Source organism: Stenotrophomonas sp. SAM-B (assembly GCF_013387485.1).
Classification (GTDB): domain Bacteria; phylum Pseudomonadota; class Gammaproteobacteria; order Xanthomonadales; family Xanthomonadaceae; genus Stenotrophomonas; species Stenotrophomonas maltophilia_AA.
Genome location: NZ_JABBXB010000007.1, coordinates 1 through 24,246, shown reverse-complemented (window position 1 = coordinate 24,246; position 24,246 = coordinate 1). Strand labels below are relative to the sequence as shown.

26 protein-coding genes are annotated in these 24,246 nt (G+C 68.0%); 12 read left to right on the top strand and 14 right to left on the bottom strand.

Features of this window, described 5'->3' with window-relative positions:
- The first annotated feature begins 54 nt into the window (after window positions 1-54).
- Together HH110_RS14590 and msrA are read left to right on the top strand one after the other, a co-directional pair.
- Window positions 55-321 (top strand): DUF2007 domain-containing protein, encoded by a 267-nt coding sequence (locus tag HH110_RS14590; protein ID WP_176990334.1) that lies wholly within the window; start codon window positions 55-57, stop codon window positions 319-321.
- Window positions 322-351: 30 nt separating this feature from the next.
- Window positions 352-1,005: a peptide-methionine (S)-S-oxide reductase MsrA gene (gene msrA, locus HH110_RS14585; protein ID WP_176990452.1), complete on the top strand. Its 654-nt coding sequence runs from the start codon at window positions 352-354 to the stop codon at window positions 1,003-1,005.
- A gap of 182 nt (window positions 1,006-1,187) precedes the next feature.
- Here msrA and HH110_RS14580 read toward each other — a convergent pair whose 3' ends face one another.
- From HH110_RS14580 to ahpC, 5 genes are all read right to left on the bottom strand, one after another.
- Entirely contained in the window at window positions 1,188-2,150 is a 963-nt protein-coding gene (locus tag HH110_RS14580; RefSeq protein WP_176990333.1) for a transaldolase, read from the bottom strand.
- A gap of 52 nt (window positions 2,151-2,202) precedes the next feature.
- Window positions 2,203-2,610: a nucleoside diphosphate kinase regulator gene (rnk, locus tag HH110_RS14575; protein WP_019182413.1), complete on the bottom strand. Its 408-nt coding sequence runs from the start codon at window positions 2,608-2,610 to the stop codon at window positions 2,203-2,205.
- A gap of 138 nt (window positions 2,611-2,748) precedes the next feature.
- Complete coding sequence (gene oxyR / locus HH110_RS14570; protein ID WP_176990332.1) at window positions 2,749-3,705, bottom strand: DNA-binding transcriptional regulator OxyR; 957 nt, start codon at window positions 3,703-3,705, stop codon at window positions 2,749-2,751.
- Window positions 3,706-3,795: 90 nt separating this feature from the next.
- The gene (gene ahpF, locus HH110_RS14565) at window positions 3,796-5,388 is read right to left on the bottom strand and encodes an alkyl hydroperoxide reductase subunit F (protein ID WP_176990331.1); all 1,593 of its coding nucleotides are present in this window, start codon (window positions 5,386-5,388) and stop codon (window positions 3,796-3,798) included.
- Window positions 5,389-5,539: 151 nt separating this feature from the next.
- Window positions 5,540-6,103, bottom strand: a complete 564-nt coding sequence (ahpC, locus tag HH110_RS14560) for an alkyl hydroperoxide reductase subunit C (protein WP_176990330.1) — start codon at window positions 6,101-6,103, stop codon at window positions 5,540-5,542.
- A 427-nt stretch (window positions 6,104-6,530) separates the two neighbouring features.
- Here ahpC and prmC point away from each other — a divergent pair, with 427 nt between their 5' ends.
- Complete coding sequence (prmC, locus tag HH110_RS14555; protein WP_176990329.1) at window positions 6,531-7,376, top strand: peptide chain release factor N(5)-glutamine methyltransferase; 846 nt, start codon at window positions 6,531-6,533, stop codon at window positions 7,374-7,376.
- 102 nt (window positions 7,377-7,478) lie between these two features.
- Window positions 7,479-8,423 carry a prolyl aminopeptidase gene (gene pip, locus HH110_RS14550; protein ID WP_176990328.1) on the top strand — a complete coding sequence of 315 codons (945 nt, stop codon included), beginning with the start codon at window positions 7,479-7,481 and terminating at the stop codon, window positions 8,421-8,423.
- An 89-nt stretch (window positions 8,424-8,512) separates the two neighbouring features.
- Here the strand turns inward: pip and HH110_RS14545 are convergent, their stop codons facing one another.
- Entirely contained in the window at window positions 8,513-9,400 is an 888-nt protein-coding gene (locus HH110_RS14545; protein ID WP_176990327.1) for a LysR family transcriptional regulator, read from the bottom strand.
- 109 nt (window positions 9,401-9,509) lie between these two features.
- Between HH110_RS14545 and HH110_RS14540 the strand changes: the two genes are divergently transcribed.
- On the top strand, window positions 9,510-10,955 hold the full coding sequence (locus HH110_RS14540) for an MFS transporter (protein WP_176990326.1): 1,446 nt from the start codon (window positions 9,510-9,512) through the stop codon (window positions 10,953-10,955).
- A 4-nt stretch (window positions 10,956-10,959) separates the two neighbouring features.
- Window positions 10,960-11,625 (top strand): hypothetical protein, encoded by a 666-nt coding sequence (locus tag HH110_RS14535; protein WP_176990325.1) that lies wholly within the window; start codon window positions 10,960-10,962, stop codon window positions 11,623-11,625.
- Window positions 11,626-11,678: 53 nt separating this feature from the next.
- Here the strand turns inward: HH110_RS14535 and HH110_RS14530 are convergent, their stop codons facing one another.
- Genes HH110_RS14530 through HH110_RS14515 form a run of 4 tightly spaced genes read right to left on the bottom strand, consistent with a single transcriptional unit; the run spans window position 11,679 to window position 14,571 of the window.
- Complete coding sequence (locus HH110_RS14530) at window positions 11,679-12,488, bottom strand: N-formylglutamate amidohydrolase (RefSeq protein WP_176990324.1); 810 nt, start codon at window positions 12,486-12,488, stop codon at window positions 11,679-11,681.
- Entirely contained in the window at window positions 12,481-13,032 is a 552-nt protein-coding gene (locus tag HH110_RS14525) for an NUDIX hydrolase (RefSeq protein ID WP_176990323.1), read from the bottom strand. The genes HH110_RS14530 and HH110_RS14525 overlap by 8 nt, the downstream gene beginning before the upstream one ends.
- Window positions 13,029-13,967, bottom strand: a complete 939-nt coding sequence (locus HH110_RS14520; RefSeq protein ID WP_176990451.1) for a 5'-3' exonuclease H3TH domain-containing protein — start codon at window positions 13,965-13,967, stop codon at window positions 13,029-13,031. Before HH110_RS14520 ends, HH110_RS14525 begins: the two co-directional genes overlap by 4 nt.
- A gap of 28 nt (window positions 13,968-13,995) precedes the next feature.
- Window positions 13,996-14,571, bottom strand: coding sequence for a nitroreductase (locus HH110_RS14515; protein WP_176990322.1), 576 nt, complete (start codon window positions 14,569-14,571; stop codon window positions 13,996-13,998).
- A gap of 330 nt (window positions 14,572-14,901) precedes the next feature.
- On the opposite strand from HH110_RS14515, the gene HH110_RS14510 reads away from it, so the two are divergent.
- Window positions 14,902-17,238 carry a DUF1631 domain-containing protein gene (locus HH110_RS14510; protein WP_176990321.1) on the top strand — a complete coding sequence of 779 codons (2,337 nt, stop codon included), beginning with the start codon at window positions 14,902-14,904 and terminating at the stop codon, window positions 17,236-17,238.
- Window positions 17,239-17,309: 71 nt separating this feature from the next.
- Complete coding sequence (locus HH110_RS14505; RefSeq protein WP_176990320.1) at window positions 17,310-18,392, top strand: NAD(P) transhydrogenase subunit alpha; 1,083 nt, start codon at window positions 17,310-17,312, stop codon at window positions 18,390-18,392.
- A 50-nt stretch (window positions 18,393-18,442) separates the two neighbouring features.
- On the opposite strand, the gene HH110_RS14500 is transcribed toward HH110_RS14505, so the two are convergent.
- Genes HH110_RS14500 through HH110_RS14490 form a run of 3 tightly spaced genes read right to left on the bottom strand, consistent with a single transcriptional unit; the run spans window position 18,443 to window position 19,772 of the window.
- A complete protein-coding gene (locus HH110_RS14500) occupies window positions 18,443-18,865 on the bottom strand; it encodes a DUF3106 domain-containing protein (RefSeq protein WP_176990319.1) in 423 nt (140 codons plus the stop codon).
- Window positions 18,865-19,176, bottom strand: coding sequence for a hypothetical protein (locus tag HH110_RS14495; RefSeq protein WP_176990450.1), 312 nt, complete (start codon window positions 19,174-19,176; stop codon window positions 18,865-18,867). Before HH110_RS14495 ends, HH110_RS14500 begins: the two co-directional genes overlap by 1 nt.
- A 20-nt stretch (window positions 19,177-19,196) precedes the next feature.
- Window positions 19,197-19,772, bottom strand: coding sequence for an RNA polymerase sigma factor (locus HH110_RS14490; RefSeq protein ID WP_176990318.1), 576 nt, complete (start codon window positions 19,770-19,772; stop codon window positions 19,197-19,199).
- A gap of 130 nt (window positions 19,773-19,902) precedes the next feature.
- Between HH110_RS14490 and HH110_RS14485 the strand changes: the two genes are divergently transcribed.
- Together HH110_RS14485 and HH110_RS14480 are read left to right on the top strand one after the other, a co-directional pair.
- Window positions 19,903-20,211 (top strand): NAD(P) transhydrogenase subunit alpha, encoded by a 309-nt coding sequence (locus tag HH110_RS14485; protein ID WP_121044596.1) that lies wholly within the window; start codon window positions 19,903-19,905, stop codon window positions 20,209-20,211.
- Complete coding sequence (locus tag HH110_RS14480; RefSeq protein ID WP_176990317.1) at window positions 20,208-21,662, top strand: NAD(P)(+) transhydrogenase (Re/Si-specific) subunit beta; 1,455 nt, start codon at window positions 20,208-20,210, stop codon at window positions 21,660-21,662. Before HH110_RS14485 ends, HH110_RS14480 begins: the two co-directional genes overlap by 4 nt.
- Window positions 21,663-21,864: 202 nt before the next feature.
- On the opposite strand, the gene HH110_RS14475 is transcribed toward HH110_RS14480, so the two are convergent.
- Entirely contained in the window at window positions 21,865-22,284 is a 420-nt protein-coding gene (locus tag HH110_RS14475) for a hypothetical protein (protein WP_176990316.1), read from the bottom strand.
- Between the two features lie 118 nt (window positions 22,285-22,402).
- On the opposite strand from HH110_RS14475, the gene sufT reads away from it, so the two are divergent.
- Together sufT and HH110_RS14465 are read left to right on the top strand one after the other, a co-directional pair.
- Complete coding sequence (gene sufT / locus HH110_RS14470) at window positions 22,403-22,954, top strand: putative Fe-S cluster assembly protein SufT (protein ID WP_019182393.1); 552 nt, start codon at window positions 22,403-22,405, stop codon at window positions 22,952-22,954.
- Between the two features lie 57 nt (window positions 22,955-23,011).
- The gene (locus HH110_RS14465; RefSeq protein ID WP_176990315.1) at window positions 23,012-24,109 is read left to right on the top strand and encodes a branched-chain amino acid aminotransferase; all 1,098 of its coding nucleotides are present in this window, start codon (window positions 23,012-23,014) and stop codon (window positions 24,107-24,109) included.
- Window positions 24,110-24,246 lie beyond the last annotated feature (137 nt).

Genomic DNA, 24,246 nt, shown 5'->3' with positions numbered 1-24,246 from the left:
GCACGCCTTCAGCCCCCGGGCGTATGCTGGCCCCATGCCCTCCGGAGCCCGCCCATGCACGTGATCTACCAGGCCGACAACCTGTTCGACGCCCATCTGGTCAAACACGCCCTGGAGGACGCCGGCATCCCTGCGTTCGTCTTCGGGGAATCGCTGCTGGGCGGGATGGGCGAGCTCCCGCTGTTCGGCGTCCTGCGCGTCTGCGTTCCCGATCTTGCCCGTCCCGAAGCGGAAGACATCGTCGCCCAACTGGACTTGGGCACGGCCCCGGACGACCCCATATTCGACGGAGACGAAAGCGCCGGCCTGTTGCCGGCCTAGGAGAACGCCATGTTGGGTATTGGAAACGGTCTGTTGGGCATCGGCGCCTTCAAGCAGCGCCTGCCGCGTCCGGAAGAAGCGTTGCCGGGCCGCGACCAGCCCCTGCCGCTGCTGCACAACCAGCATTACGTCAACAGCCATCCGCTCAAGGACAGCTTCACCGGCCTGGCGCGCATCCGCTTCGCCATGGGCTGTTTCTGGGGCGCCGAGCGCAAATTCTGGACCATCCCGGGCGTCTACTCGACCTCGGTCGGCTACGCCGGCGGCGTCACCCCGAACCCCACCTACGAAGAGGTCTGCTCCGGCCTCACCGGACACACCGAAATCGTCGAGGTCGTCTACGACCCCGCCGTCGTCCCGCTCGAGCGCCTGCTCCAGGTCTTCTGGGAAAGCCACGACCCCACCCAGGGCATGCGCCAGGGCAACGACACCGGCACCCAGTACCGCTCCGCGATCCACGCCACCACCCAGGCCCAGCTCGACGCTGCCCTGGCCAGCCGCGACGCCTACCAGCAGCGCCTCAACGACAGCGGCTACGGCCCGATCACCACCGACATCGTCTTCCCCGCGCCCGAGTACTACTACGCCGAGGATTACCACCAGCAGTACCTCGCCAAGAACCCCAACGGCTACTGCGGCATCGGCGGCACCGGCGTCAGCTGCCCCATCGGCGTGGACGCCTGATACCCCGGAGCCGACCCACGGTCGGCTCTATCAGGCCCAACGGACAGCAAAGGGTTCGCTGCTCTACTGCCCTCCCCAACGCGCCAACCCCGACGAAAGTGAGCGGTTGCCGTCGCCGTAAGCGCTAAAAACAAAAGGCCCCGCAGAGCGGGGCCTTTCGTCGTCCAGCCAACCGCCAGCGCTTACAGCCGCTCGCGGATCGTCTGGCGCAACGCCTCCAGATCCTTGGCGAACGCATCGATGCCGCTCGCCAGCTTCTCCGTGGCCATCGGGTCGGCTGCCAGATCCGCCGCAAACCGCGCGCCATCGATCGGCGTCACCTGGACGGATTCGGCCGCACCGGCCACCAGCCTGCGCGGCAGTTCGCCGTGATCGGCGTCCAGCTTCTCCAGCAGCTCCGGCGAGATCGTCAGACGATCACAGCCCGCCAGCGCCTCGATCTGCGCCGTCGAACGGAACGACGCGCCCATCACCACCGTCGGCGAGCCGCGGCGCTTGAACTCGGCATACACGCCGCGCACGAACACCACGCCCGGGTCCTCATCGATGCTGGCCGGCGCCTGGCCATTGGCCACATACCAGTCCAGGATGCGGCCGACGAACGGCGAAATCAGGAACGCACCGGCCTCGCTGCAGGCCAGCGCCTGGGTCGGGTTGAAGATCAGCGTCAGGTTGCAGTCGATCCCCTCGGCCTGCAGCTGGCGTGCTGCTTCCACGCCTGCCCAGGTCGCCGCGATCTTGATCAGCACCTTGCTGCGCGGCACGCCGGCCGCTTCGTACATCGCGATGAACTGGCGCGCCTTGGCCACCGTCGCCGCCGTATCGTGTGCCTGGTCCGCATCGACCTCGGTCGAGACCCGGCCCGGCACCAGCGTGCTCAGCAGCGTACCCACGCCCACGGTCAGGCGATCCGCCACCGCGTGCACGATGGTCTCGCGCTCGCCACCCTGCTCGCGGCCCCAGGCCAATGCGCTGTCGATCAGATCGGCATACACCGGCAGATCCAGCGCCTTTTTCACCAGGGTGGGATTGGTCGTGCAGTCGACCGGCTTCAAGCGCTTGATCGCCTCGTAATCGCCGGTATCGGCAACCACCACGGACAGATCACGCAGCTGGGAGAGTTTGGACAGCGAAACGGTGCTCATTGCAACTCCTGGGACGAATCGGTGAACCTGCGCGACGACGCAGCAGGCGGGATCAGGCGTGGGGCTGGTGGTGGACGGCGGTCACCCGCAGGCGCAGCTTGCGCCCACCCGGGGCCACCCAATCCATGGTCTGGCCGATCGACAGGCCCAGCAGGGCGGTGCCCACCGGTGCCAGGATCGAGACCTTGCCCTGTTCAACATCGGCCTCACGCGGATAGACCAGCGTCAGAACATGCTTTTCGTTCTGCAGCTCATCTTCGCACTCCACGCGCGAATGCATCATGACGGTGCCCTCGGGAACCTGGTCCGGCGCCACGACGGTCGCGCGGTTGAGTTCCTCGGCCAGGGCGATCCCGGCGGGCGTCTGGCTGACAGCGGGAGACTCGAGCATGGCGTCCAGGCGGTCCATGTCGTGGCTTGAAACGATGATCGAGGGGGGCAGTCCGCTGGAAGTGGACATGGTGTAGCTCCTTGCGTTTGTGGAAGACCCATGCAAAAAGGCGGCGCCTGCTGGCACCGCCTCGTCCTATTGTGCTGACAATCGTAGACGGATGCGACCCGTCCGGCGTATCGGCCGCGTCGGCCGGTTCAGGCAGGCTCAGCCGGCGCGTGGCAGCGGCGTGGCGGCGGCCACCGGGACATCGGTGGACTCCAGCGCGAACAGGCCCTGCGGCAGCCGTTTGAACTGCTGGGCCAGCTGCTCCAGGAAGCCGGTCATCGCCGAACTGCGGCGCCACGCCATCGCGATGCGGCGGCTGGGGCGGTCATCGCCGCTGAAATCCAGCAGGCGGATGTTGTCCGAGCGCGGCACCGGCGGCTTGACCGAGAGCGTCGGCAGCAGGGTGATGCCCACATCGGCGGCCACCATCTGCCGCAGCGTTTCCAGGCTGGTCGCGCGGAACTCCGATTTCTCGTTGGCCCCGAACAGCCGGCATACCGCCAGCGCCTGGTCGCGCAGGCAGTGCCCGTCCTCGAGCAGCAGCAGCCTCTGCGACGACAGCTCCTGCACGTCCAGGTGCTGGCGGCGCGCCAGCGGGTGCTGCTGCGAGACCGCCAGCAGGAAGGGCTCTTCGAACAGGAATTCGGCATGCAGCTGGTCATCGTCCAGCGGCAGCGCCAGCAGGGCGGCATCCAGCTTGCCCTCGCGCAGGCGGGTCAGCAGCTCGTCGCTTTTTTCCTCGACCAGCAGCAGTTCCAGCTGCGGGAAGCGCTCGCGGATGTTGGGGATCACATGCGGCAACAGGTACGGACCCAGCGTCGGGAAGATGCCGAGCCGGACCGTGCCGGCCTCGGGATCGCGACTGCGCCGCGCGGCTTCTTTCATCTGCTCCACCTCGGCCACGATCGTGCGTGCACGCGCGGCGGCTTCCACCCCGGCGGGGGTCAGCATGACCTTGCGCGGTGCACGCTCCACCAGCGGCAGACCCAGCTCATCCTCGAGCTTGCGGATCTGGGTGGACAGGGTGGGTTGGCTGACGAAGCAGGCGGCGGCCGCCTTGCCGAAATGGCGGTGGTCGGCCAGCGCCACCAGATACTTCAAATCACGTAGGTTCATTTCCTTGGACCTCTCACGGCAATGGACCGGGTGATGGCGTGGCTACCCAGCAGACAGACAAGGTTCCCGGCGAACCGGGAACCGGACGTTTCAGGCAGCTTCGGCGACAGCGCCGCTGCTCTTGGGAACGGAGGTGCGGATCAGGTGATCGAAGGCGCTCAGTGCCGCAGTGGAACCGGCGCCCATCGCGATGACGATCTGCTTGTACGGAACGGTCGTGCAATCGCCTGCGGCGAAGACACCCGGCACGCTGGTCTGGCCGCGGTCGTCGATCAGGATCTCGCCACGCGGTGACAGGGCCACCGTGTCCTTCAACCATTCGGTATTCGGCAGAAGACCGATCTGCACGAAGATGCCTTCCAGTTCCACCCGGTGCGAGTCGCCCCCGACGCGGTCCTGGTAGACCAGGCCCGTCACCTTCTGGCCATCGCCCAGCACTTCCTGGGTGAGGGCGCTGGTGATGATGGTGACGTTGCCCAGACTGCGCAGCTTCTTCTGCAGCACTTCATCGGCCCGCAGTTTGTCATCAAATTCCAGAAGGGTCACATGCGTCACCAGACCCGCCAGATCGATCGCCGCTTCCACGCCGGAGTTGCCCCCGCCGATCACCGCGACACGCTTGCCCTTGAACAACGGACCGTCGCAATGCGGGCAGTACGCCACGCCCTTGTTGCGGTACTGGTCTTCGCCGGGCACGTTCATCTGGCGCCAGCGTGCACCGGTGGACAGGATCACCGAACGCGACTTCAGCGACGCGCCGTTCTCCAGCTTGATCTCCACCAGGCCATCGTCGCCTGCCGGCACCAGTGCGGTGGCGCGCTGCAGGTTCATGATGTCCACCTCGTACTCGCGGACATGCTGTTCCAGCGCCGCGGCCAGCTTCGGACCTTCGGTTTCGGTGACGGAAATGAAGTTCTCGATCGCCATCGTATCCAGCACCTGGCCACCGAAACGTTCGGCCGCCACACCGGTGCGGATGCCCTTGCGCGCGGCATAGATCGCTGCGGCCGCGCCGGCCGGACCGCCGCCCACCACCAGCACGTCGAACGGTGCCTTGGTGCTGAGCTTTTCGGCATCGCGCCTGGACGCGCCGGTGTCCAGCTTGGCGACGATCTGCTCGAGCGTCATGCGGCCCTGGTCGAACACTTCACCGTTGAGGTACACGGTCGGCACGGACATGATCTGGCGCGCTTCGACCTCGGCCGGGAACAGCCCGCCATCGATCGCCACGTGCTGGATGCGCGGGTTGAGCACCGCTGCCAGGTTCAGCGCCTGGACCACGTCCGGGCAGTTCTGGCAGGACAGCGAGAAGTAGGTTTCGAAGCGGTACTCGCCCTCCAGGTTGCGCACCTGCTCGATCAGCTCGGCCGTGGCCTTGGAGGGGTGGCCGCCGACCTGCAGCAGCGCCAGCACCAGCGAGGTGAACTCATGGCCCATCGGCAGGCCCGCGAACACCAGGTGGATGTCCTGGCCCGGCGTGGTCAGCGCGAACGAGGGCGTGCGCTCGCTGCTGTCGCGACGCACGTCCAGGCTGATCTGCGTCGACAGCGAGGTCAGCGTGTTCAGCAGCTCGAGCATCTCCTGCGACTTGGCGCCGTCATCCACGTGCGCCGTGATCTGGATCGGACGGGTGACACGTTCCAGATAGGTCTTCAGCTGGGACTGGAGGTTGGCATCCAACATCGAAAAACTCCTTGATTCAGGCAAGGGAACAGCGTCGACGAACCCCGCGGGTGCATCTGCGCGACATGGGGGTGAACCGAAACCGACGCGTGGGGCACCGGCTTGGGTTCACCCCCACCCCCGGCGTGCGGGGATGGGGATGAGAAGCGGCTTAGATCTTGCCGACCAGGTCCAGCGACGGGGTCAGGGTCTTTTCGCCTTCCTTCCACTTCGCCGGGCACACCTGGTTCGGGTTGGCGGCGGTGAACTGGGCAGCCTTCAGCTTGCGCAGGGTCTCGGAGACGTCACGGGCGATCTCGTTGGAGTGGATCTCCAGGGTCTTGATCACGCCTTCCGGGTTGATGATGAAGGTGCCGCGCAGGGCCAGGCCTTCTTCCGGAATGTGCACGCCGAAGGCGTTGGTCAGCTGGTGGGTCGGATCGCCGACCAGCGGGAACTGGGCCTTGCCGACGGCCGGGGAGGTTTCGTGCCACACCTTGTGCGAGAAGTGCGTGTCGGTGGTGACGATGTAGACCTCGGCACCGGCCTTCTGGAACTCGGCGTAATGATCGGCGGCGTCTTCGATCTCGGTCGGGCAGTTGAAGGTGAACGCGGCCGGCATGAAGATCAGCACGGACCAGTGACCCTTCAGGGTGGCGTCGGAGACCTTGATGAACTCGCCGTTCTGGTAGGCGTTGGCTTCGAACGGCTGGATCTGGGTGTTGATGAGCGACATCGTTGTTCCTCTTGGTGAAGGGGGTGGGTGAAGCGACCAACACAGGTTAGCGGCTCCGTTCCCATAAGGACAATCCATTGATTGCATCTATGCGATAGACATAGACTATCAAAAGCAGCTGATCCTGCGATGAAGGGTGGCGGCGCTATCCGTCAGAACCGTTGCAGCGCAATGACCACGCCCGAACAGGCGGCGGGCGGTGCCATAGCTTCTGCATATCCGGGGGGAGCAGCAACCTGAACGGTTGCGCGGGCCGGGCGGCCGACGGACCCGGATTTCGGACTGAAATCGATAGTGGCCACAGATCCATATATGAGTGTCGATGCGTGGATTCAATCGGTTGCCGGTCGCGGACAGCCCTGGCGCGGGGCCGGCTCCCATGGCCCCGTGGACTACACTGCGCGCCCCACCGCTGTTCCGTCCCGCCATGACCGCCGCCCCTGACATCCGCCAGCTGCTCGCCGATGCCGCCACCCGCCTGCCCGGCGTGGAAGGTCGGCATGAAGCGGAACTGCTGTTGCTGCACGTCCTGGAGCGCGAGCGCAGCTGGCTGTTCGCGCACGCCACCGATCCGGTCGAGCCGGCGCATGCCGCGGCGTTCGAGGCCCTGCTCGCCAAGCGCGTGGCCGGCGCGCCGGTGGCCTACCTGCTGGGCCGCCGCGGTTTCTGGACGCTGGATCTGGAGGTCAGCCCGGCCACCCTGATTCCGCGCCCGGAGACCGAGCTGCTGGTCGAGCTGGCGCTGGCGCGGTTGCCGGAGAACCGCCCGTTGCGGATCGCGGATCTGGGCACCGGCAGCGGCCCGATCGCCTTGGCGCTGGCCAGCGAACGGCCGCAGGCCACTGTCATCGCCACCGACCTCAGCGAGGCCGCATTGGCGGTCGCGGCGCGCAACGCGCAGCGTCACGCGCTGGGCAACGTCAGCGTCCGGCAAGGCGCGTGGTATGCCCCGCTGGCGGGTGAGCGGTTCGATCTGATCGCGACCAACCCGCCGTATATCGCCAGCGCCGACCCGCACCTGGTGCAGGGCGACCTGCGTTTCGAGCCGGCCACCGCGCTGGCCTCCGGCCACGACGGGCTGGATGACATCCGGCTGATCATCGCCGGTGCGGCAGCGCACCTGCTTCCCGGCGGCTGGCTGCTGATCGAACACGGCTGGGACCAGGGCGAGGCGATCCGCGCGCTGCTGCGGAGCGCCGGTTTCCAGTCGGTCGCCACCGAGCACGATCTGGAACAGCGCGACCGGGTGAGCCTGGGCTGTCTGCCGGCCTGACCGCGTGCCGTCCCTGCGGTGACCCCGAGGCTAGAATGACCTGTCCACCGGGCCGCCGCGCAGCGTGATGCGGCGACTGTCATTCCACATGGAGTTCCTGTCATGCGTACGCTGTATCCCGCCATCACCCCTTACGACGTCGGCACCCTGAAGGTCGATGACCGCCACACGCTGTACTTCGAGCAGTGCGGCAATCCCGACGGCAAGCCGGTGGTGCTGCTGCACGGTGGCCCGGGCGGCGGCTGCAGCGACAAAATGCGCCAGTTCCACGACCCGGCCAAGTACCGGATCATCCTGTTCGACCAGCGCGGTGCCGGCCGTTCCACGCCGCATGCGGACCTGGTCGACAACACCACCTGGGACCTGGTCGCCGATATCGAGAAGCTGCGCGAGCACCTCAAGGTGGATCGCTGGCAGGTCTTCGGCGGCAGCTGGGGCTCGACCCTGGCGCTGGCCTATGCCCAGACCCACCCGCAGCGCGTGACCGAACTGGTCCTGCGCGGCATCTTCATGCTGCGCCGCTGGGAGCTGGAATGGTTCTACCAGGAAGGCGCCAACCGCCTGTTCCCGGATGCGTGGGAGCATTACCTCGAGCCGATCCCGGCCGTGGAGCGCCACGACCTGATCTCCGCCTTCCACCGCCGCCTGACCAGCGACGATGAAGCCACCCGCTTGGCCGCGGCCAAGGCGTGGAGCGTGTGGGAAGGCGCGACCAGCTTCCTGCACGTGGACGATGACTTCGTGAACAGCCACCAGGATCCGCAGTTCGCACTGGCCTTCGCCCGCATCGAGAATCATTACTTCGTCAACGGCGGTTTCTTCGAGGTGGAAGAGCAACTGCTGCGTGACGCGCACCGCATCGCCGATATTCCCGGCGTGATCGTGCACGGCCGCTACGACGTGGTCTGCCCGCTGCAGAGTGCGTGGGAACTGCACAAGGCGTGGCCGAAATCGACGCTGGAGATCAGCCCGGCGTCGGGTCACTCCGCGTTCGAAGCCGAGAATGTCGACGCGCTGGTGCGTGCGACGGATCGCTTCGCGGGTTGATGGAGGCGTGCCGACCAACGGTCGGCACCTACCGGGTCACCCCCTGACGTCGCGCGGTAGATCACGACCGTTGGTCGTGATGCGGCGGGTTACCAATCACCGCCCAACAAAGCCTGCGCCAACACCGGCAGCTTCGGCGAAGCCTGCCGCGAGGGCGGGTATACCAGCGACAGCACCCGGCTGCGCCCCTCGAACGGTTGCAGCACCCGCTGCAGCCGGCCGTCGGCGAGCGCATCGGCCACCGCGAAATCCATCACCTGCACGATGCCGATCCCGGCCAGCGCGCCTTCCACCAGCGGGTCGCCGCTGTCGAACACCATCCGCGCCGGCGGGGTGAACTCGCGCAGCTGACCGTCGGTCTCGCGGAACTGCCAGTCCACCAACCGCCCGCTGCGCAGATTGCGCACCGCCAGGCAGGCGTGATCGTGCAGTGCATCGACGCTGGCCGGTTCTCCGTACCGCGCGATATAGGCCGGCGAGGCGACCGTGACCCAGTTCAACGGCCGCAGGGGCCGCGCCACCATGCGCACATCGCTGATCGGCCCGGTGCGCAGCGCCGCATCGAAACCTTCCTCGACCAGATCGACCAGCCGGTCATTCAGCACCAGCTCGAACTGCAGCTGGGGATGCGCGGCCATCAGCTGCCCGGCCAGCGGCACCAGCACCTTGCGCCCGAACATCGACGGCGCGGTCAGCTTCAACACGCCCGAGGGCGTGGACGGCCGATCGCCCAGGCGCCGCTCGGCATCCTCCAGCCCGCTCAGCAGCGGCGCGCAGTGTTCGACGAACTGGCGGCCATCCGGGGTCAGGCTGACGTTGCGGGTATTGCGGTGGAGCAGGCGCACACCGAGCGCGCTTTCCAGCCGCCCGATCGCCCGCGACAGCCCGGACTGGCTGATCCCCAGCTGGCCGGCGGCGACCGTGAAGCTGCGTGCTTCGGCCACCTGCACCAGCATGCGCACGGCGTTGAGGTCCATCGCTCCTCCGATTCATGCAGATATGCATGACAGATATCGAAGTATCCGGGTTTATTTATGCGGCGTCATCAATGAGACTGCCCACCTTCTTACGTCCCACCGAGTCGGCATGACCTCCCCCCTGTCTCCCGCTGGCACCCCGGCGCTGGCGTTCCCCCGCCTGGCCCTGGCCCTGCTCGCCACCGCCCAGCTGATCATCGCGCTGGATTCCACGATCATCTTCGTCGCCCTGCACGAGATGGGCGCGCAGCTGCACATCAATGCCCAGCAGCTGCAGTGGATCGTCAGCGGCTACACGGTGGCGTTCGGCGGCTGCCTGCTGCTCGGCGGCCGCGCGGCCGATCTGCTGGGGCGCCGCCGGATCTATCGGCTGGGCATGGCGCTGTTCGCGCTGGCCTCGCTGGTCGGCGGCTTCAGCAACAGCGCCTGGCTGCTGATCGCCGCCCGCGCGGTTCAGGGCATCGGTGCGGCGTTGCTGTTCCCGGCCACGCTGGCGCTGATCAATACGCTCTACGCCGAAGGCGCGCCGCGCAACCGCGCGCTGGCGATCTGGTCGATGGCCAGCGCCGGCGGCCTGGCCCTGGGCACGTTGCTCGGTGGCGTGCTGACCCAGAGCTTCGGCTGGGCCTCGGTGCTGCTGGTGATCGTGCCGTTCGCCGGCGGCTGCGCGCTGCTCGGTGGCTGGTGGCTGCCGCGCGACGCCGCGCCGCTGGCCGGCCGCTCGTTCGATCTGGCCGGCTGTATGACGGTGACCGTCGGCGGCAGCCTGCTGGTGACCACGCTGGTGCAGGGCCCGGAGTGGGGCTGGCTGGCGCCACGCACGCTGGTCTGCCTGGTCGTGTCGGCCGTGATGCTGGCGGCCTTCGTGCAGATCGAACGCCGCAGCCGCGACCCGCTGATGCAGTTCGCGCTGCTGCGCCTGCGCAGCCTGCGTGCGGCGATGCTGCTGACGATGCTGTTCATGAGCAGCTACGGCGTGCAGTACTACTTCCTCGCGCTGTACTACCAGGACGGCTATGGCTGGAGCGCGCTGCAGGCGGGGCTGGCGTTCCTGCCGCCGACCCTGGTGTGCACGTTCGGCATCCGCATCGCCGAGCGCATGCTCGCCCGGCGTTCCCCGCGCCAGGTGCTGACGGTGGGCATGCTGGCCGGCGCGATCGGCATCGCCGCGGTCGCCGTCGCGCTGCCCTATGGCGCGACCTACTGGGCGCTGCTGCCGGGCATCGTGGTGCTCAGCCTCGGCCAAGGCATCACCTGGACCTCGATGTGGATCGTAGCCGGGCAGGGCGTGCCGGCCGCGCAGCAGGGCGTGGCCTCCGGCATGGCCGCCACGGCGCAGCAGATCGGTGGCGCGCTGGGCCTGGCGCTGCTGGTGATGGTGGCCAATGCCGGTCGTGGCAGCGCGGGCGCCAGCAGTGACGCGGCCCTGCAGGGCATGATCAACGCACAGTACGGCGCGGCGCTGTTCGCGCTGCTGGGCGTGGGCGTCGCGCTGTGGCTGCGGCCGCAGGAAGATGCCGCGACGGCGGCGCCGGTATGCGCGGGTGAAGGATAAGGCGATGACCGACCTTCTTGCCTTGGGCCAGGCGCTTGAGGCCATCGCGGGATGCAGCAACGACCGTGACGTGTGGGACCGGTATGGCTGGGTCTACGCAACCGACGGCGACGAACGTGATGCCCGGTTCTGGTTGTCCGACCATGACGCTGAGCATGACGACCCCAGCGTGGAGGCGTTCGCTGCCGAGCATGCGCTGAGCACGTACCTGGAGGCCGCCACCTTCGCCGATGTGCTGGACGTGCAGAAGCGCCAGCGTCCGTTGTCCACGCTGGACGACTACGCGCAGGCGCTGGCGTACTACAGCGAGTACGACGCGTTCCTGCAGGTGGCGGGCATCGATGAGGCACTGGGCGAGGCGACGGCCGAGGCACGACAGGCCGCGCGTGCGCTGGGCGTGGGGCGCGGGATTTTCGCCGCGTTCGACGTGGCGCTGGTGCAGTGCCCGTCATCGAAGGTGAAGGGCGCTGCCCGCATCGTTGCAGCGGTGCTGGATGTTCCGGTGGGCCGGGCGTTGGCGTTGTGCCGTGACCTGCCGGTGGAACTCGGTCGCGACCTGGAGCGCCCACGTGCCGCTGCGATTGCGGCGGGCTTCCAGGCGGCCGGCATTACGCTGGAAATGCGCGGATACCGTGCGTTTCCGTGGATGGAGGCGCCTGCGCTGGGGTGATGTTGGGTTGCCGGCCAGCGGCCGGCACTACCGGCGCTGGTCGACAGTACGCCTTATGCCGCTGGCACTGCGACCAGCTGCGGCTGCAGGGCGGTGAAGATGCGCGCCAATCGCTGCGCCCAGGCCTGCTGGCCGGCGGCATCGGCAATCAGGTCCTGTCGGATTTCCAGCTCCACGTGCAGCAGCCCACGGCCTTCGCCATGCACCGGCACGGCATAGTCGCTGGTGCTGCTCACCGCGTAGGGCTGGTTGTCGCCCACCACCAGGTCGCCTTCATCGCGCAGCGCATCCAGCAGGCGATGTGCGAACCGCGTGTCGCGGTGGTACAGCACGCCGGCATGCCACGGCCGCTCGGCGTCATTCATCACCGGGGTGAAGCTGTGCATCATCACCAGCAACGTCGGCCGCGCCTGCGCCTGGCGCGTGTCCAGCTCGGCATCGATGCGCGCATGGTAGGGCGCATGGATCGCCTCGACGCGCTGTTGCCGCTGCAGCGCCGACAGGCCCTGGTTGCCGGGCACCACGGTGAGGTCGCTGACCGCCGGCATCAGCGTGGGGGAGGCCAACGGCCGGTTGCAGTCGATCACCAGCCGCGAGTACGTCTGGGTGATCGCCCACGCATCCAGCAGGCGCGCCAGTTCCACGGTGACCCCGGCGATACCAATGTCCCAGCCGATGTGGCGGTCCAGTTCGGCCTGCGGCAGGCCGAGCCCGGCCAGTGACGCCGGCACCTGCTGCCCGGCATGGTCGGCGATCAGCAGGAACGGTGAGCGGCCCTGCGCCTGGTGCACGGTGAACGGCGCCGGGTCGGCCGGCCCCAGCAGGGCCGTGGCGGTGTCCGGATGGGCCAACGAATCAGCCACGCGGGGTGCCGTCCAGGTGATGTTCGATCATCCACAGGCCGGCCCACAGCTTGGCATCCAGCTCGTAACCCTGGCCCATCTTCTCGACCAGCCATGCCGCGGCGCGGGCGCGCGGAATCTCGTGCACGGTGATGTCTTCGCTGGCATCGCCACCGCCCTCACCCACCTTGCGCAGGCTGGTGGCGCGCACGAAGGCGATCTTCTCGCTGCTCGCACCGGAGGAGGTCGGGCCGATCATCAGCACCTCGGCGTGCTCGGCGGTCCAGCCGGTTTCTTCCTCCAGCTCGCGCACGGCGGAAACCTCGATCGACTCGCCGGCATCGATGTCGCCGACCAGCCCGGCCGGCATCTCGATGGTCCTGGCCTGCAGCGGGATGCGGAACTGTTCGACGAACAGCACGGTGTCTGCCGGGGTAACCGCGATGATGATCGCGGCCAGGCCGCCGGCGTGGGTGCGCTCGCTGTACTCCCAGGTGCCGCGCACGACCATGCGCTGGTACTTGCCTTCAAACACAACTTTCGGGTCTTGCGTAGTAGGGCTCATGCGAACTCGCTGGCAACGGAAGAGGAATCGGACAGGCCGGCGGCGGTGAACAGGCGGCGACGGGTCAACGGCCCGAACCGCAGCGCATCGCACAGGCCCTGCAGCATCTGCGCGTCGGCCACGCCACGGCTGAAATCGACGGCGGCGCCCTCCAGCGGGGCATCCAGCGCAATCGTGGTCAGCTGGCGCCACAGCAGCGCATGCTCGCGCTGTTCGCGCAGCCGCACCGCCATCTGCGCCGCACCGCGCAGGCGCAGGAACGGCACTTCGTCCAGGCGCTCATACAACACGTCCAGGCTGCCGAAATGCGCCAACAGAACGGCGGCCGATTTGGCGCCCACGCCGGTCACGCCGGGGATGTTGTCGACCGCATCGCCGCACAGCGCCAGGTAGTCGGCGATCTGGTGCGCATGCACGCCGTGGCGGGCTTTGACACCGGCCATGCCCCAGCGTTGGTTGCGCGCGTAATCCCACTGCTCGTCATGCTCGAACAGCAGCTGCGAGAGGTCCTTGTCGGCGGAGATGATCACCCCGCGCATGCCGGCGTCGCGGCGCGCGTGCAAGGCGCTGCCGATCAGGTCGTCGGCTTCGTATTCGTGGTGGGCCAGCACCGCCAGGCCGAGCGCGGTGCACAGCGCCTTGCAGTGCGCGAACTGGCGGCGCAGCGCATCCGGCGCGGGATCGCGGTTGGCCTTGTAGGCGGCATAGATGCGGTGGCGGAAGCAGCTGTCCAGCGCTTCATCGAACGCGATGGCGATGTTCGCCGGCCGCTCGCGCTCGAGCAGGTCGAGCAGGAAGCGCGCGAAGCCGTGCACGGCATTGGTCGGCCAGCCCTGCTGGTCCTGGAACTCATCCGGCATCGAATGCCAGGCGCGGAACACGTACAGGCTGGCATCGACCAGGTACAACGGCGCACGCAGCGGCGGCGGGGCCATGCCGGGGCCGGCAGCAAGGGCGGACATCTCAGCCCTCCCAGTCCTGCAGCAGCGCGGCGGGATCCGGGCGCTCGCGCTCGGGAACCGCGGTCTTCGGCGTGCCGATGTGGATGAAGCCGGCGATCTGCTCGCCCTCGGCCAGCCCGAGGTGGGCGTGCACGGCGGGGTCGAAGGCCATCCAGGCGGTCAGCCACTGGGCGCCGAAGCCCAGCGCCTGCGCGGCCTGCAGCAGGGCGAAGCAGACGCAGCCGGCGGTCATCAGCTGTTCGGCCTCGGGCACCTTGGGGTTCGGGCGCGGGCTGGCGATGACGGTGATGACCAGCGGGGCATGGGAGAAACGCTGGCGGTCCTTGTCCAGCTGGGCCGGCGACACCTGGGGGTCGCGCTGGACGGCGCGCTCGGCGAGGAACGCGCCCAGACTGTGACGCGCATCGCCGGTGATCCGCAGGAAGCGGTAGGGCACCAGCTTGCCGTGGTCGGGCACGCGCACGGCCGAGGCCAGCATCCGCAGCAGGGTCGCCGGGTCGGGGCCGGGCTCGCCGAGTTGCTTGGCGGGGACCGAACGGCGGGCGTCCAGGGCATGCAGCGCGGGGGGAACGGACATGGTCTCTCGATCTGGCTTCACGGTGCCCCGATTATAGTCGCGACCGTTTGTGACACGGTCCTGGGTATCTCGGTGCAATTTGCGACAAAGCGTGATGAACATCACCTAATCAGCGGACTTCCTTCACGTGGCTGTACTCGCTTCCGGGGCCTGCTGCGCTTACGATACAAAGCCTGCCGGGCCACCGGTAACGAGGTTTAAAGTGTCGACTGTTTCACTGTCTCTGACCGGTCGGCCGGCCTACCATCCGAACGTGGGCGCATGGGGTGCGCCGGCGATCGTTGTTTCCATGCTGTACTCAGTGCCTGCGAGGGTGGGGAGCCTTTTCGCATGATTGCCACGCCCAATGTAGGGGGGCACCCGGGCCGTGACCCGGCGTTGTTGAAGATGGCCCGCGAGGCCGTGCTGCCGGGGCTGGTCGAGTCGTTCTCGACGGTGCTGGCGCGCTTCGATGATGTGCTGTTCGACCGTGCCGGTACCGCCGGCGCGTCGCAGTTGCTGTTCCTGGACGGCATGCGCGAGCTGCGCCGCCGCCGGGAGGACATCGTGTCCGGCTTCCGCGCCCACCTGGCCCAGGCCTGGGACGCGCTGGAGCGGGGCGAGCCGCTGTCGGCCGAGGCCACCCTGGCCGGCCAGATCGAGGACGGGCTGAGCCTGGTGCCCGAACACGTGCTGGAATCCCGGCTGGCGGTGCGCAACTTCGCCACCGTTCTGCTGCGCGACTTCAAGCCGGTGCTGTCGCGGCTGGACCGCCGCCTGGGCGTGATCGCCGGCGGCCTGGAACTGCAGGCCGATACCAATCCGATCAGCCCCGAGCACCTCGGCGTGGCCATCCATGAGGCCTTCGCCGACTGTGAACTGGCCCCGGAAGTGCGGCTGGTGCTGATCAAACTGTGCGAGCGCGACCTGCAGCAGCCGATCGGCAAGCGGTACGAGTATCTGGACGAACAACTGGCCGCGGCTGGCGTGATGCCGCAGATGGCCGCGCGCCGGCCTGCGCCGCGCGCACCGTCGCCGCCACAGCGCGATGACCGCGACGCCTTCGATGGGTTCGAGACCGAGGCCGGGCTGGGCGCGGCGGGCGACGAGGGGCAGGCACCCGCCTGGGCCCGTCGTTTCGCCGACCGCTGGGCCGAGAGCCGTGGCCGCCTCCAGGGTAGCGGTGGCGCGCAGGCCGCGCAGGCCGCGCAGGACGGGTATGGCGAGGGCGGTGAGAGCCTTGGCGGCAACCAGGGCATGCTGCTCGATGCTCTGCATGAACTCCTGCAGCAGACCCGCCACGTACGCGAGGACGCCACGTCGGCGGCCAGCGTCGCGGTGGGCCAGCAGCGTCCGTTGAGCCAGCGCGAGATGATGTCGGTGCTCTCGCTGCTGCAGGCCACGCCGAGCGCGACCCTGCGTGCGGCGATCGGCGAGGACGGCGAATCGCTGGCGCAACGCCTGAAGAGTGAAGTACTGTCCGGCGCGACCCGGCTCGGCGTCGATCCCGCGCAGGCGCGGCTGGACCCGCAGGACGAGGATGCGATCGACCTGGTCGGCATGCTGTTCGACGTGATGCTCGACGAGCGCGACCTGGAGGGCCGCTCGCGCGAGCTGATCGGCCGGCTGGTGGTGCCCTTCGTCAAGGTCGCCATGCTCGATCGCCGCATGTTCGTGCAGAAGACCCACCCGGCGCGCAAGCTGCTCAACTCGCTGGCCGAGGCCTGCGAAGGCAACACCGGCGAGAGCCAGGCCGAGCGCGTGCTGATGGGCAAGGTCGAGGAAATCATCGAGCGCCTGGTCGCCGAGTTCAACGAGAACCTGGCGATCTTCCTGACCCTGGAAGAAGAATTCCGCGATTTCCTGACCCAGCACCGGCGCCGGATCGAGATCGCCGAGCGGCGTGCCGCCGAAACCCAGCGCGGCCAGGAAAAGCTCGAAATGGCCCGCCAGCGCGCCAGTGCCGAACTGGACCGCCGGATCGGCGATACCACCTTGCCGCAGGCGATCGGCGAGTTCCTGCGCCAGCCCTGGCAGCACCATCTGACCCTGACCGTGCTGCGCGAAGGCGAAGACGGGGCGTCGGTCGGCGAGGCACTGAGCCTGGCCGATGGCATGCTGGAGGAAGTGGCCGAGGCGCGCCGCCATATCGTCGGCAAGCCCTGGCTGCAGGCCTGGCATCCGGCGCTGCGCAAGGTGTTTGCCAGCGTCGGCGTGCATGCCGATGCGGCGAACAGTGCGATCGATGCGCTGCACGACACCCTGCAGGGCATCGCCGAATCGCGCCCCGAGCTGGAACGCGCGCTGCCCGAACTGCCGCAGGTGGCGCTGCCGTCGCCGCCGACGCAGGAATCGGCGGCGGTGGAGCTGGGCAGCAAGGTCGATGTCAGCGATTTCGACAATGCCGATGCCGACCGCTTCCGCGGCCTGGAGATCGGCACCTGGCTGGATTTCGTCGACAAGGACGGCAAGGTCCAGGCCGGCAAGCTGTCCTGGGTGAGCCCGATTTCCCAGCGCCTGCTGTTCGTCAACCGGCGCGGGGTGCGCTTCTGCGTGGCTTCGCCGGAAGAACTGGCGGTGATGGTGCGTCTGGGTCGCCTGCGGGCGCATATCGACGATGGCGCGTTCGACAGCGCCATGCAGGGCGTGATCGATCGGCTGGATACCAGGAACGCCACCGTGCATTGAGCCGCCGGGCCACGCTGGCCCGGCGATCAGGTTACGATCAGCCCACAATCCGCTGATCGTCGGGGACAGGCATGGCTGTCGAGGTGTTGGTGGTAAAGGAACATGCGCCGGGGGAACGGCGCGTGGCGATGACGCCGGAAACGGCGCGCAAGCTGATCGCGCTCGGCGCGGGCGTGTCGTTCGAGCCAAACGCCGGGTTGGCTGCCGGCTTCCCCGATGCGTTGTATCAGGACGTGGGTGCGCAGCCCGCCGATGACACCCGCCTGGGCCAGGCCGACATCGTGCTGTGCGTGCAGCCACCGTCCAACGACCGCCTTGCGCGGTTGAAATCCGGCGCCAGCCTGATCGGCATGCTGCACCCGCAGGCCGACGCCGAGCGGGCGGGCCTGATCCAGTCGCGCGGCCTGCAGGCGTTTCCGCTGGAGCGCTTGCCGCGCACCACGCGGGCGCAATCGATGGACGTGCTCAGTTCGCAGGCCGGCATGGCCGGTTACAAAGCCACGTTGATCGCCGCCCAGCGCGCACCGCGCTTCTTCCCGATGCTCACCACCGCCGCCGGCACGATCCGTCCCTCCAAGGTGCTGGTGGTCGGCGCCGGCGTGGCGGGCCTGCAGGCGATCGCCACGGCGCGTCGCTTGGGCGCGCAGGTGGAAGGCTTCGATGTGCGCCCGGAAACCCGCGAGCAGATCGAATCGCTGGGCGGCAAGTTCCTCGACCTGGGTGTCAGCGCGGTCGGCGAAGGTGGCTATGCACGGCCGTTGACCGATGAGGAACGCGCCGAGCAGCAGCGTCGCCTTGGCGAGCATCTGCGTACGGTGGATGTGGTCATCTGTACCGCCGCCGTGCCGGGGCGGCCGGCGCCGAAGATCGTCAGCACCGCGATGGCGCGTGGCATGAAGCCGGGCAGCGTGATCGTCGATCTCGCCGCGGAAACCGGCGGCAATTGCGAGGCCACGCAACCGGGTGAGGTGGTGGACCTGGACGGCGTGCTCATCGATGGCCCGCTCAACCTGGCCAGCCAGGGCGCGGTGCATGCCAGCGAGATGTATGCCCGCAACCTCTACAACTTCGTCGCCCTGTTCCTGAAAGAGGGGGCCGTCACCTTCGACTGGGACGACGAACTGCTCGCGAAAACCCGCTGGGTCGCCGCCTGAAAAAACGGGGACGGAGGTAGTTAATAATCCCCTCCGTCCCCGTTAATTGCTCAGCGCTTCGGCGGCGGCGGGGCGGGGTTCGCCTTGAGCCAGGCTTTGCGTTCGTCCGGGGTCATCCGTGCCCAGCGGTCGCGCAGGTCCTGGCGCTGTTCCGGGGTCATGCTGCGCATCTGGCCGAACAGCGCACGTGCCTGCTCGCGCTGTTCCGGCGTCATGTTCTCGAAACGGTGCCGGCCCCGGTGCGCCTGCGCGCGCTGTTCCGGGGTCATGGTCAGCCAGCGCTCGCCATGCTGCAGCATGCGCTCGCGCTGCGGCGCCAGGGCGTCGTTCCAGCGGTCGCGCACGGGCGCGATCAACGCCTCGCGCTGCTGCGGGCTGAGTTTGTCCCAGTCCGGCAGCGGGGCGGTCTGGGCCCACGCGGCCGCACTCAGCGTCAGCAACACCAGCCCCAGGGACAGTCGCGGTTTCATCATCACTCCATTGCCAGGTCGGTGCCGCCCAGCCACAAATACAGATCGGGATTCTCGTCGAGGACATCGCTGCCGTCATCGGCCGCGCTCGCCACGACCGTTGCCGGCGGGGCGGTCGATTCGCCGAGGAGGAAACTGTAGCCCAACGCGAGCGCGACCACTGCCGAACAGGCCGTGGCCATCCACCAGGACGGGGCGTGCCGCCTGGCCGGCGAGGCGGCATGACGCGCGCTGCGCAGCCGCGCCAGCGTAACCGGCGAGAGGGTATCCAGCGCCTGCGCATGCAGCTGCCGCAGGGCGGCATCGTCATGCATCGAAGGGGGCAGGGGGCGGTTCACAGGGCGATCTCCAGAGACTGCTGCAGCGCGTGGCGGGCGCGCGAAAGATGGGTTTTGACCGCGCCTTCGCTACAGCCCATGGCCTTGGCCGTGGTGGCGCCGTCCAGGTCCTGCAGCACGCGCAGGGTGAAGGCCTCGCGCTGGCGGGCGGGCAGCTCCCGCAGCGCCTGCACCAGCTGCGCGTACTGGTCGCGCTGCTCGTGGGCCTGGGCCGGGCCGGGCGCGCTGTCGGCCCAGTCGATGTCATGTTCGCCGCCGGCCTCGTCGCTGCTGCGCCAGAATTTCAGGCGGAATCCGCGGCGGCGCTGCAGGTCGACCACGCGGCGGCGCAGGATGCTCCAGAACAGTGGCGCCCACTCGGCGGCGGGTTTGTCGCGGTAGCCGAGCATCTTCAACATGCTGTCCTGCACCGCATCCAGCGCGTCGTCGCGCTGGCGCAGGCCGGCCTCGGCGAAGCGGAACGCGCGCGGGCCGATCCCGGCCAGGAACGCATCCAGCGACACCGGCAGCGCCACCTCGGGCGTGGCAGGCAGGTCGGCATCCGTCGACGGTAGGGGAGAGCTCACCAGCACAGGGTAGCGTTCCGGCAGGGGGATACCGTGAGAACGCGCCAGGACGGCTGCGGTTGACCGGCCCGCCCGATTGGTTCAGCGCATGGTTATGATGCAGGGGACGGGATGACCGCTTGGGAGAGTGACTGCAATGAGCGACGGGTTCGTGGCGTTGTACATCTTCATGCTGGCCGCCATTGCCGGCCACGTGATCATTTCACGGGTGCCGGTGATCCTGCATACCCCTTTGATGTCCGGGTCCAACTTCATCCACGGCATCGTGCTGATCGGCGCGATGGTGGTGTTGGGGCACGCGCAGACCCCGCTGGAGAAGATCATCGGCTTCATCGCGGTGGTGCTCGGCGCGGGCAACGCGGCCGGCGGTTACGTGGTGACCGAACGCATGCTCGACATGTTCAAGCCCAGCGCCAAGCGCGACGCCGGGGAGAAGACGCCTTGAACGTGACCACCGCGCAACTGCTGCAGTGGCTGGTCCAGGTGAGCTATCTGGTGGCCGCGACCCTGTTCCTGCTTGGCCTGCAGCGCATGGCCTCGCCGATGACCGCGCGCAGCGGCATCCGCTGGGCCGGCCTGGGCATGCTGATCGCCACGGTGGCGACGTTCTTCCTGCCCGAGCTGCACAACATCCCGCTGATCCTAGCTGCGGTGGCGATCGGCACCGGCGTGGCGTGGTGGTCGGCCAAGCGCGTGGCGATCACCGACATGCCGCAGATGGTGGCGCTCTACAACGGCATGGGCGGCGGTTCCGCGGCGGCGATCGGCGCGGTCGAACTGCTGCGCTTCTCGTTCCTGGCCAACCGCGATACCACCCATTGGAGCGAGCAGGCGCTGGCCGATCTCGCCGCGCGCCAGCCGTCCGCGACGGTGCTGGCGCTGGCCGTGATCGGTTCGGCGATCGGCGCGGTCTCGCTGTCCGGCTCGATCATCGCCTGGGCCAAACTCGATGGTCGGCTCGACCGACGCGTCACCTTCCCGGGGCAGCAGGCGTTCAACCTGCTGGTCGCGCTGGCGATGGTGGTGCTGGGCATCTGGGCGGCGGTGACGCTGAGCCCGGTGGCGATCATCAGCTTCTTCGTGGTCGCGCTCGCACTCGGCGTGCTGATGACGCTGCCGATCGGTGGCGCCGACATGCCGGTGGTGATCTCGCTGTACAACGCGTTCACCGGCTTGGCCGTGGCCTTCGAGGGCTACGTGCTCGGCAACGAGGCGCTGATCATCGCCGGCATGATGGTCGGCGCGGCCGGCATCCTGCTGACCCGCCTGATGGCCAAGGCGATGAACCGGCCGATCAGCGGCGTGCTGTTCTCCAACTTCGGCGGCGGCGGGGTCGCGCAGGAAATCAGCGGCGCGCAGAAGCCGATCGAGGCCAGCGATGTCGCCGCGATGCTGGCCTTCGCCGAGCGCGTGGTGATCGTGCCCGGCTACGGCATGGCCGTGGCCCAGGCGCAGCACAAGGTGTGGGAGCTGGCGCAGCGCCTGATCGATCGCGGCATCAAGGTGAAGTTCGCGATCCACCCGGTTGCCGGGCGCATGCCGGGGCACATGAACGTGCTGCTGGCCGAAGCGGGCGTGCCCTACGACCTGATCGCCGACATGGACGACATCAACCCGGAGTTCCCGAACACCGACGTGGTGCTGGTGATCGGTGCCAACGACGTGGTCAATCCGGTCGCGCGCACGGATCCGGCCAGTCCGATCTACGGGATGCCGATCCTGGACGTGGTCAACGCCCGCAACGTGGTGGTGATCAAGCGCGGCAAGGGTACCGGCTTTGCCGGCATCGAGAATGCGCTGTTCTATGCCGACAACGCCCGGATGCTGTACGGCGATGGTGCCGGTGCGGCGAGTGCGCTGGTGAGCGAACTGAAGGCGCTCGACGGCGGGCATTGAGGCGCGGATGCAAGGGTCACGACCAACGGTCGTGACCTACAGGGGGCACCGGACCTACGGCGAAACCGGACCTGCGGTAGTGCCGGCCGCTGGCCGGCTCAATGCCATGCGTGAATGCCAGCGCGTTGCCGTTCCGACGTCATGAGGAGCCGGCCAGCGGCCGGCACTACCGATGGCATGCGGCGGCGGGGTGCAGGGGGCGTTACCTCGCCACCCACCAGCCCACGACCAGCGCCACACCCAGCCACAGCCATTCGACCGCGCCGTTGGCCAGGCCGCTCAGGGTCCAGGCCAGATAGGGCCCCATGCGCAACGCTGATTCCCATGGAGTGAGTCCCATCGAGCCGCCGAGGTAGGCCGAGGCGATGCCCCAGTTGGCGGCCAGCGCTACCAGCGCGGTAGCCAGCAGGGTCAGTACCACCCGGGCGGCGCCTGCGCGCAGGGTCCCCAGGCGCAGCATGAACGCGATCTCCAACGCCGCAATAACCGCCATCCAGCCGGCCTGGCGGCCGGTGAGCAGGGCGATGAACAACCAGGCCAGCGTGGCCGTGACAACACCAAGCAGAAACAGCGGGGGCCAGAGCCAGTGGCGGCTCCGGACAGGCACGGACGTGGGCGACATGCAATCTTCCTGTAAGTCCGGACAGGATACCGGCTTGCGGGGTGACCGGCGCATGGGCGGCCACTGGGCTAAAATGGTCGCCTTGCGGGAATTGGCCGCGACCCCCATATCGATCCACATGTATTCCCGTAGCAGTGAACCTGTCCACTTCGAACGCGACTGCGAGGCCGTCATGGTCCCGCAGGGCGAAACGGTCACGCTGCCGGCTGGCAGCTATGGCTATATCACCCAGGCCCTGGGTGGCAGCTATACCGTCTTTGTCGAAGGCAATCTGTTCCGCATCGCCGGCAAGGATGGCGATGCCATCGGCAAGGAAGCGCCCCCGGCGCTGGAACTGCCCGCCGATGCCTCCGACGAGGAGGTCGAAAAACTGGTGTGGCAGCAGCTGCGCACCTGCTTCGACCCGGAAATCCCCTTCAACATCGTCGATCTGGGTCTGGTCTATGAAGTGGACCTCAAGCACCTGGACGACGGCCAGCGCGAGGTCGACATCAAGATGACCCTGACCGCGCCCGGCTGCGGCATGGGCGAGATCCTGGTCGATGACGTGCGCAGCAAGCTGGAAATGATCCCGACGGTGGCCGAGGCCGACGTCGAGCTGGTGTTCGACCCGCCGTGGGGCCGCCACATGATGTCCGAGGCCGCCCGGCTCGAAACCGGCATGCTGTAACCGCCCATCGCCAGCCGGCGTCACGGCGTTCCCCGTAACCAGAACAGGAAATATCCGGTGTCCCAGTCTTCCGTGAGCTTCAACACCACCCGTTCCGCCCAGCCGCGCAGCAGCGAGGAGCGTGAGCGCATCCTGGCCGCCCCCGGTTTTGGTCTGCACTTCACCGATCACATGGTGGAAGTGCGCTGGGACAAGGACACCGGCTGGCACGATGCGGTGGTGCGCCCGTATGGCCCGCTGCAGCTGGATCCGGCCGCCGCGGTGCTGCATTACGGCCAGGAAATCTTCGAAGGCATCAAGGCCTACCGCCACGCCGACGGTTCGATCTGGACCTTCCGCCCGGAGGCCAACGGCCGCCGCCTGCAGCGTTCGGCGCAGCGTCTGGCGCTGCCGGAACTGCCGGTCGAGATCTTCGTCGAATCGCTCAAGCAGATGATTGCGGTGGACGCCAGCTGGGTGCCGTCGGCCGACGAATCCAGCCTGTATTTCCGTCCGTTCATGATCGGCGATGAAGCCTTCCTCGGCGTGCGCGGCGCACACAAGGCCGGCTACTACGTGATCGCCAGCCCGGCCGGCCCGTACTTCGCCAAGGGTGTGGCCCCGGTGTCGATCTGGCTGTCCACCGAATATGCACGCGCGGGCAAGGGCGGCACCGGCGCTGCCAAGTGCGGTGGCAACTACGCCGCCTCGCTGCTGCCACAGCAGAAGGCGCAGGCGCAGGGCTGCTCGCAGGTGCTGTTCCTGGATCCGGTCGAGGGCAAGTACCTGGAAGAACTGGGTGGCATGAACGTGTTCCTGGTCTACAAGGACGGCACCCTGGTGACCCCGTCGCTGTCGGGCAGCATCCTGGAAGGCATCACCCGCGAGAGCATCCTGCAGCTGGCGCGCGACCGCAGCATGAAGGTCGAAGAGCGCAAGGTCACCCTCGATGAGTGGAAGGACGGCGTGACCTCCGGCGAGATCGTGGAAGCGTTCGCCTGCGGCACTGCTGCGGTGGTCACCCCGATCGGCCAGCTCAAGGGCGAGGGCTTCTCGGTGGGCGACATCAACGCCCCGGCCGGCGAAGTGACCATGTCGCTGCGCAAGGAACTGACCGACATCCAGTACGGCCGCCTGCCGGACCGTCATGGCTGGCTGGTCCGCCTGGACGCCTGAGTCCTCGGGGTCTGAGCTGAAGCATCGAAACCCGCCTGGCAACAGGCGGGTTTTTTGTTGCCGGTTCGCCGACCGCGCCGGTGGTGCGGCCGCCGAAGGGCGGTGCAGCGTTCGCAATCGGTAGTGCCGGCCGCTGG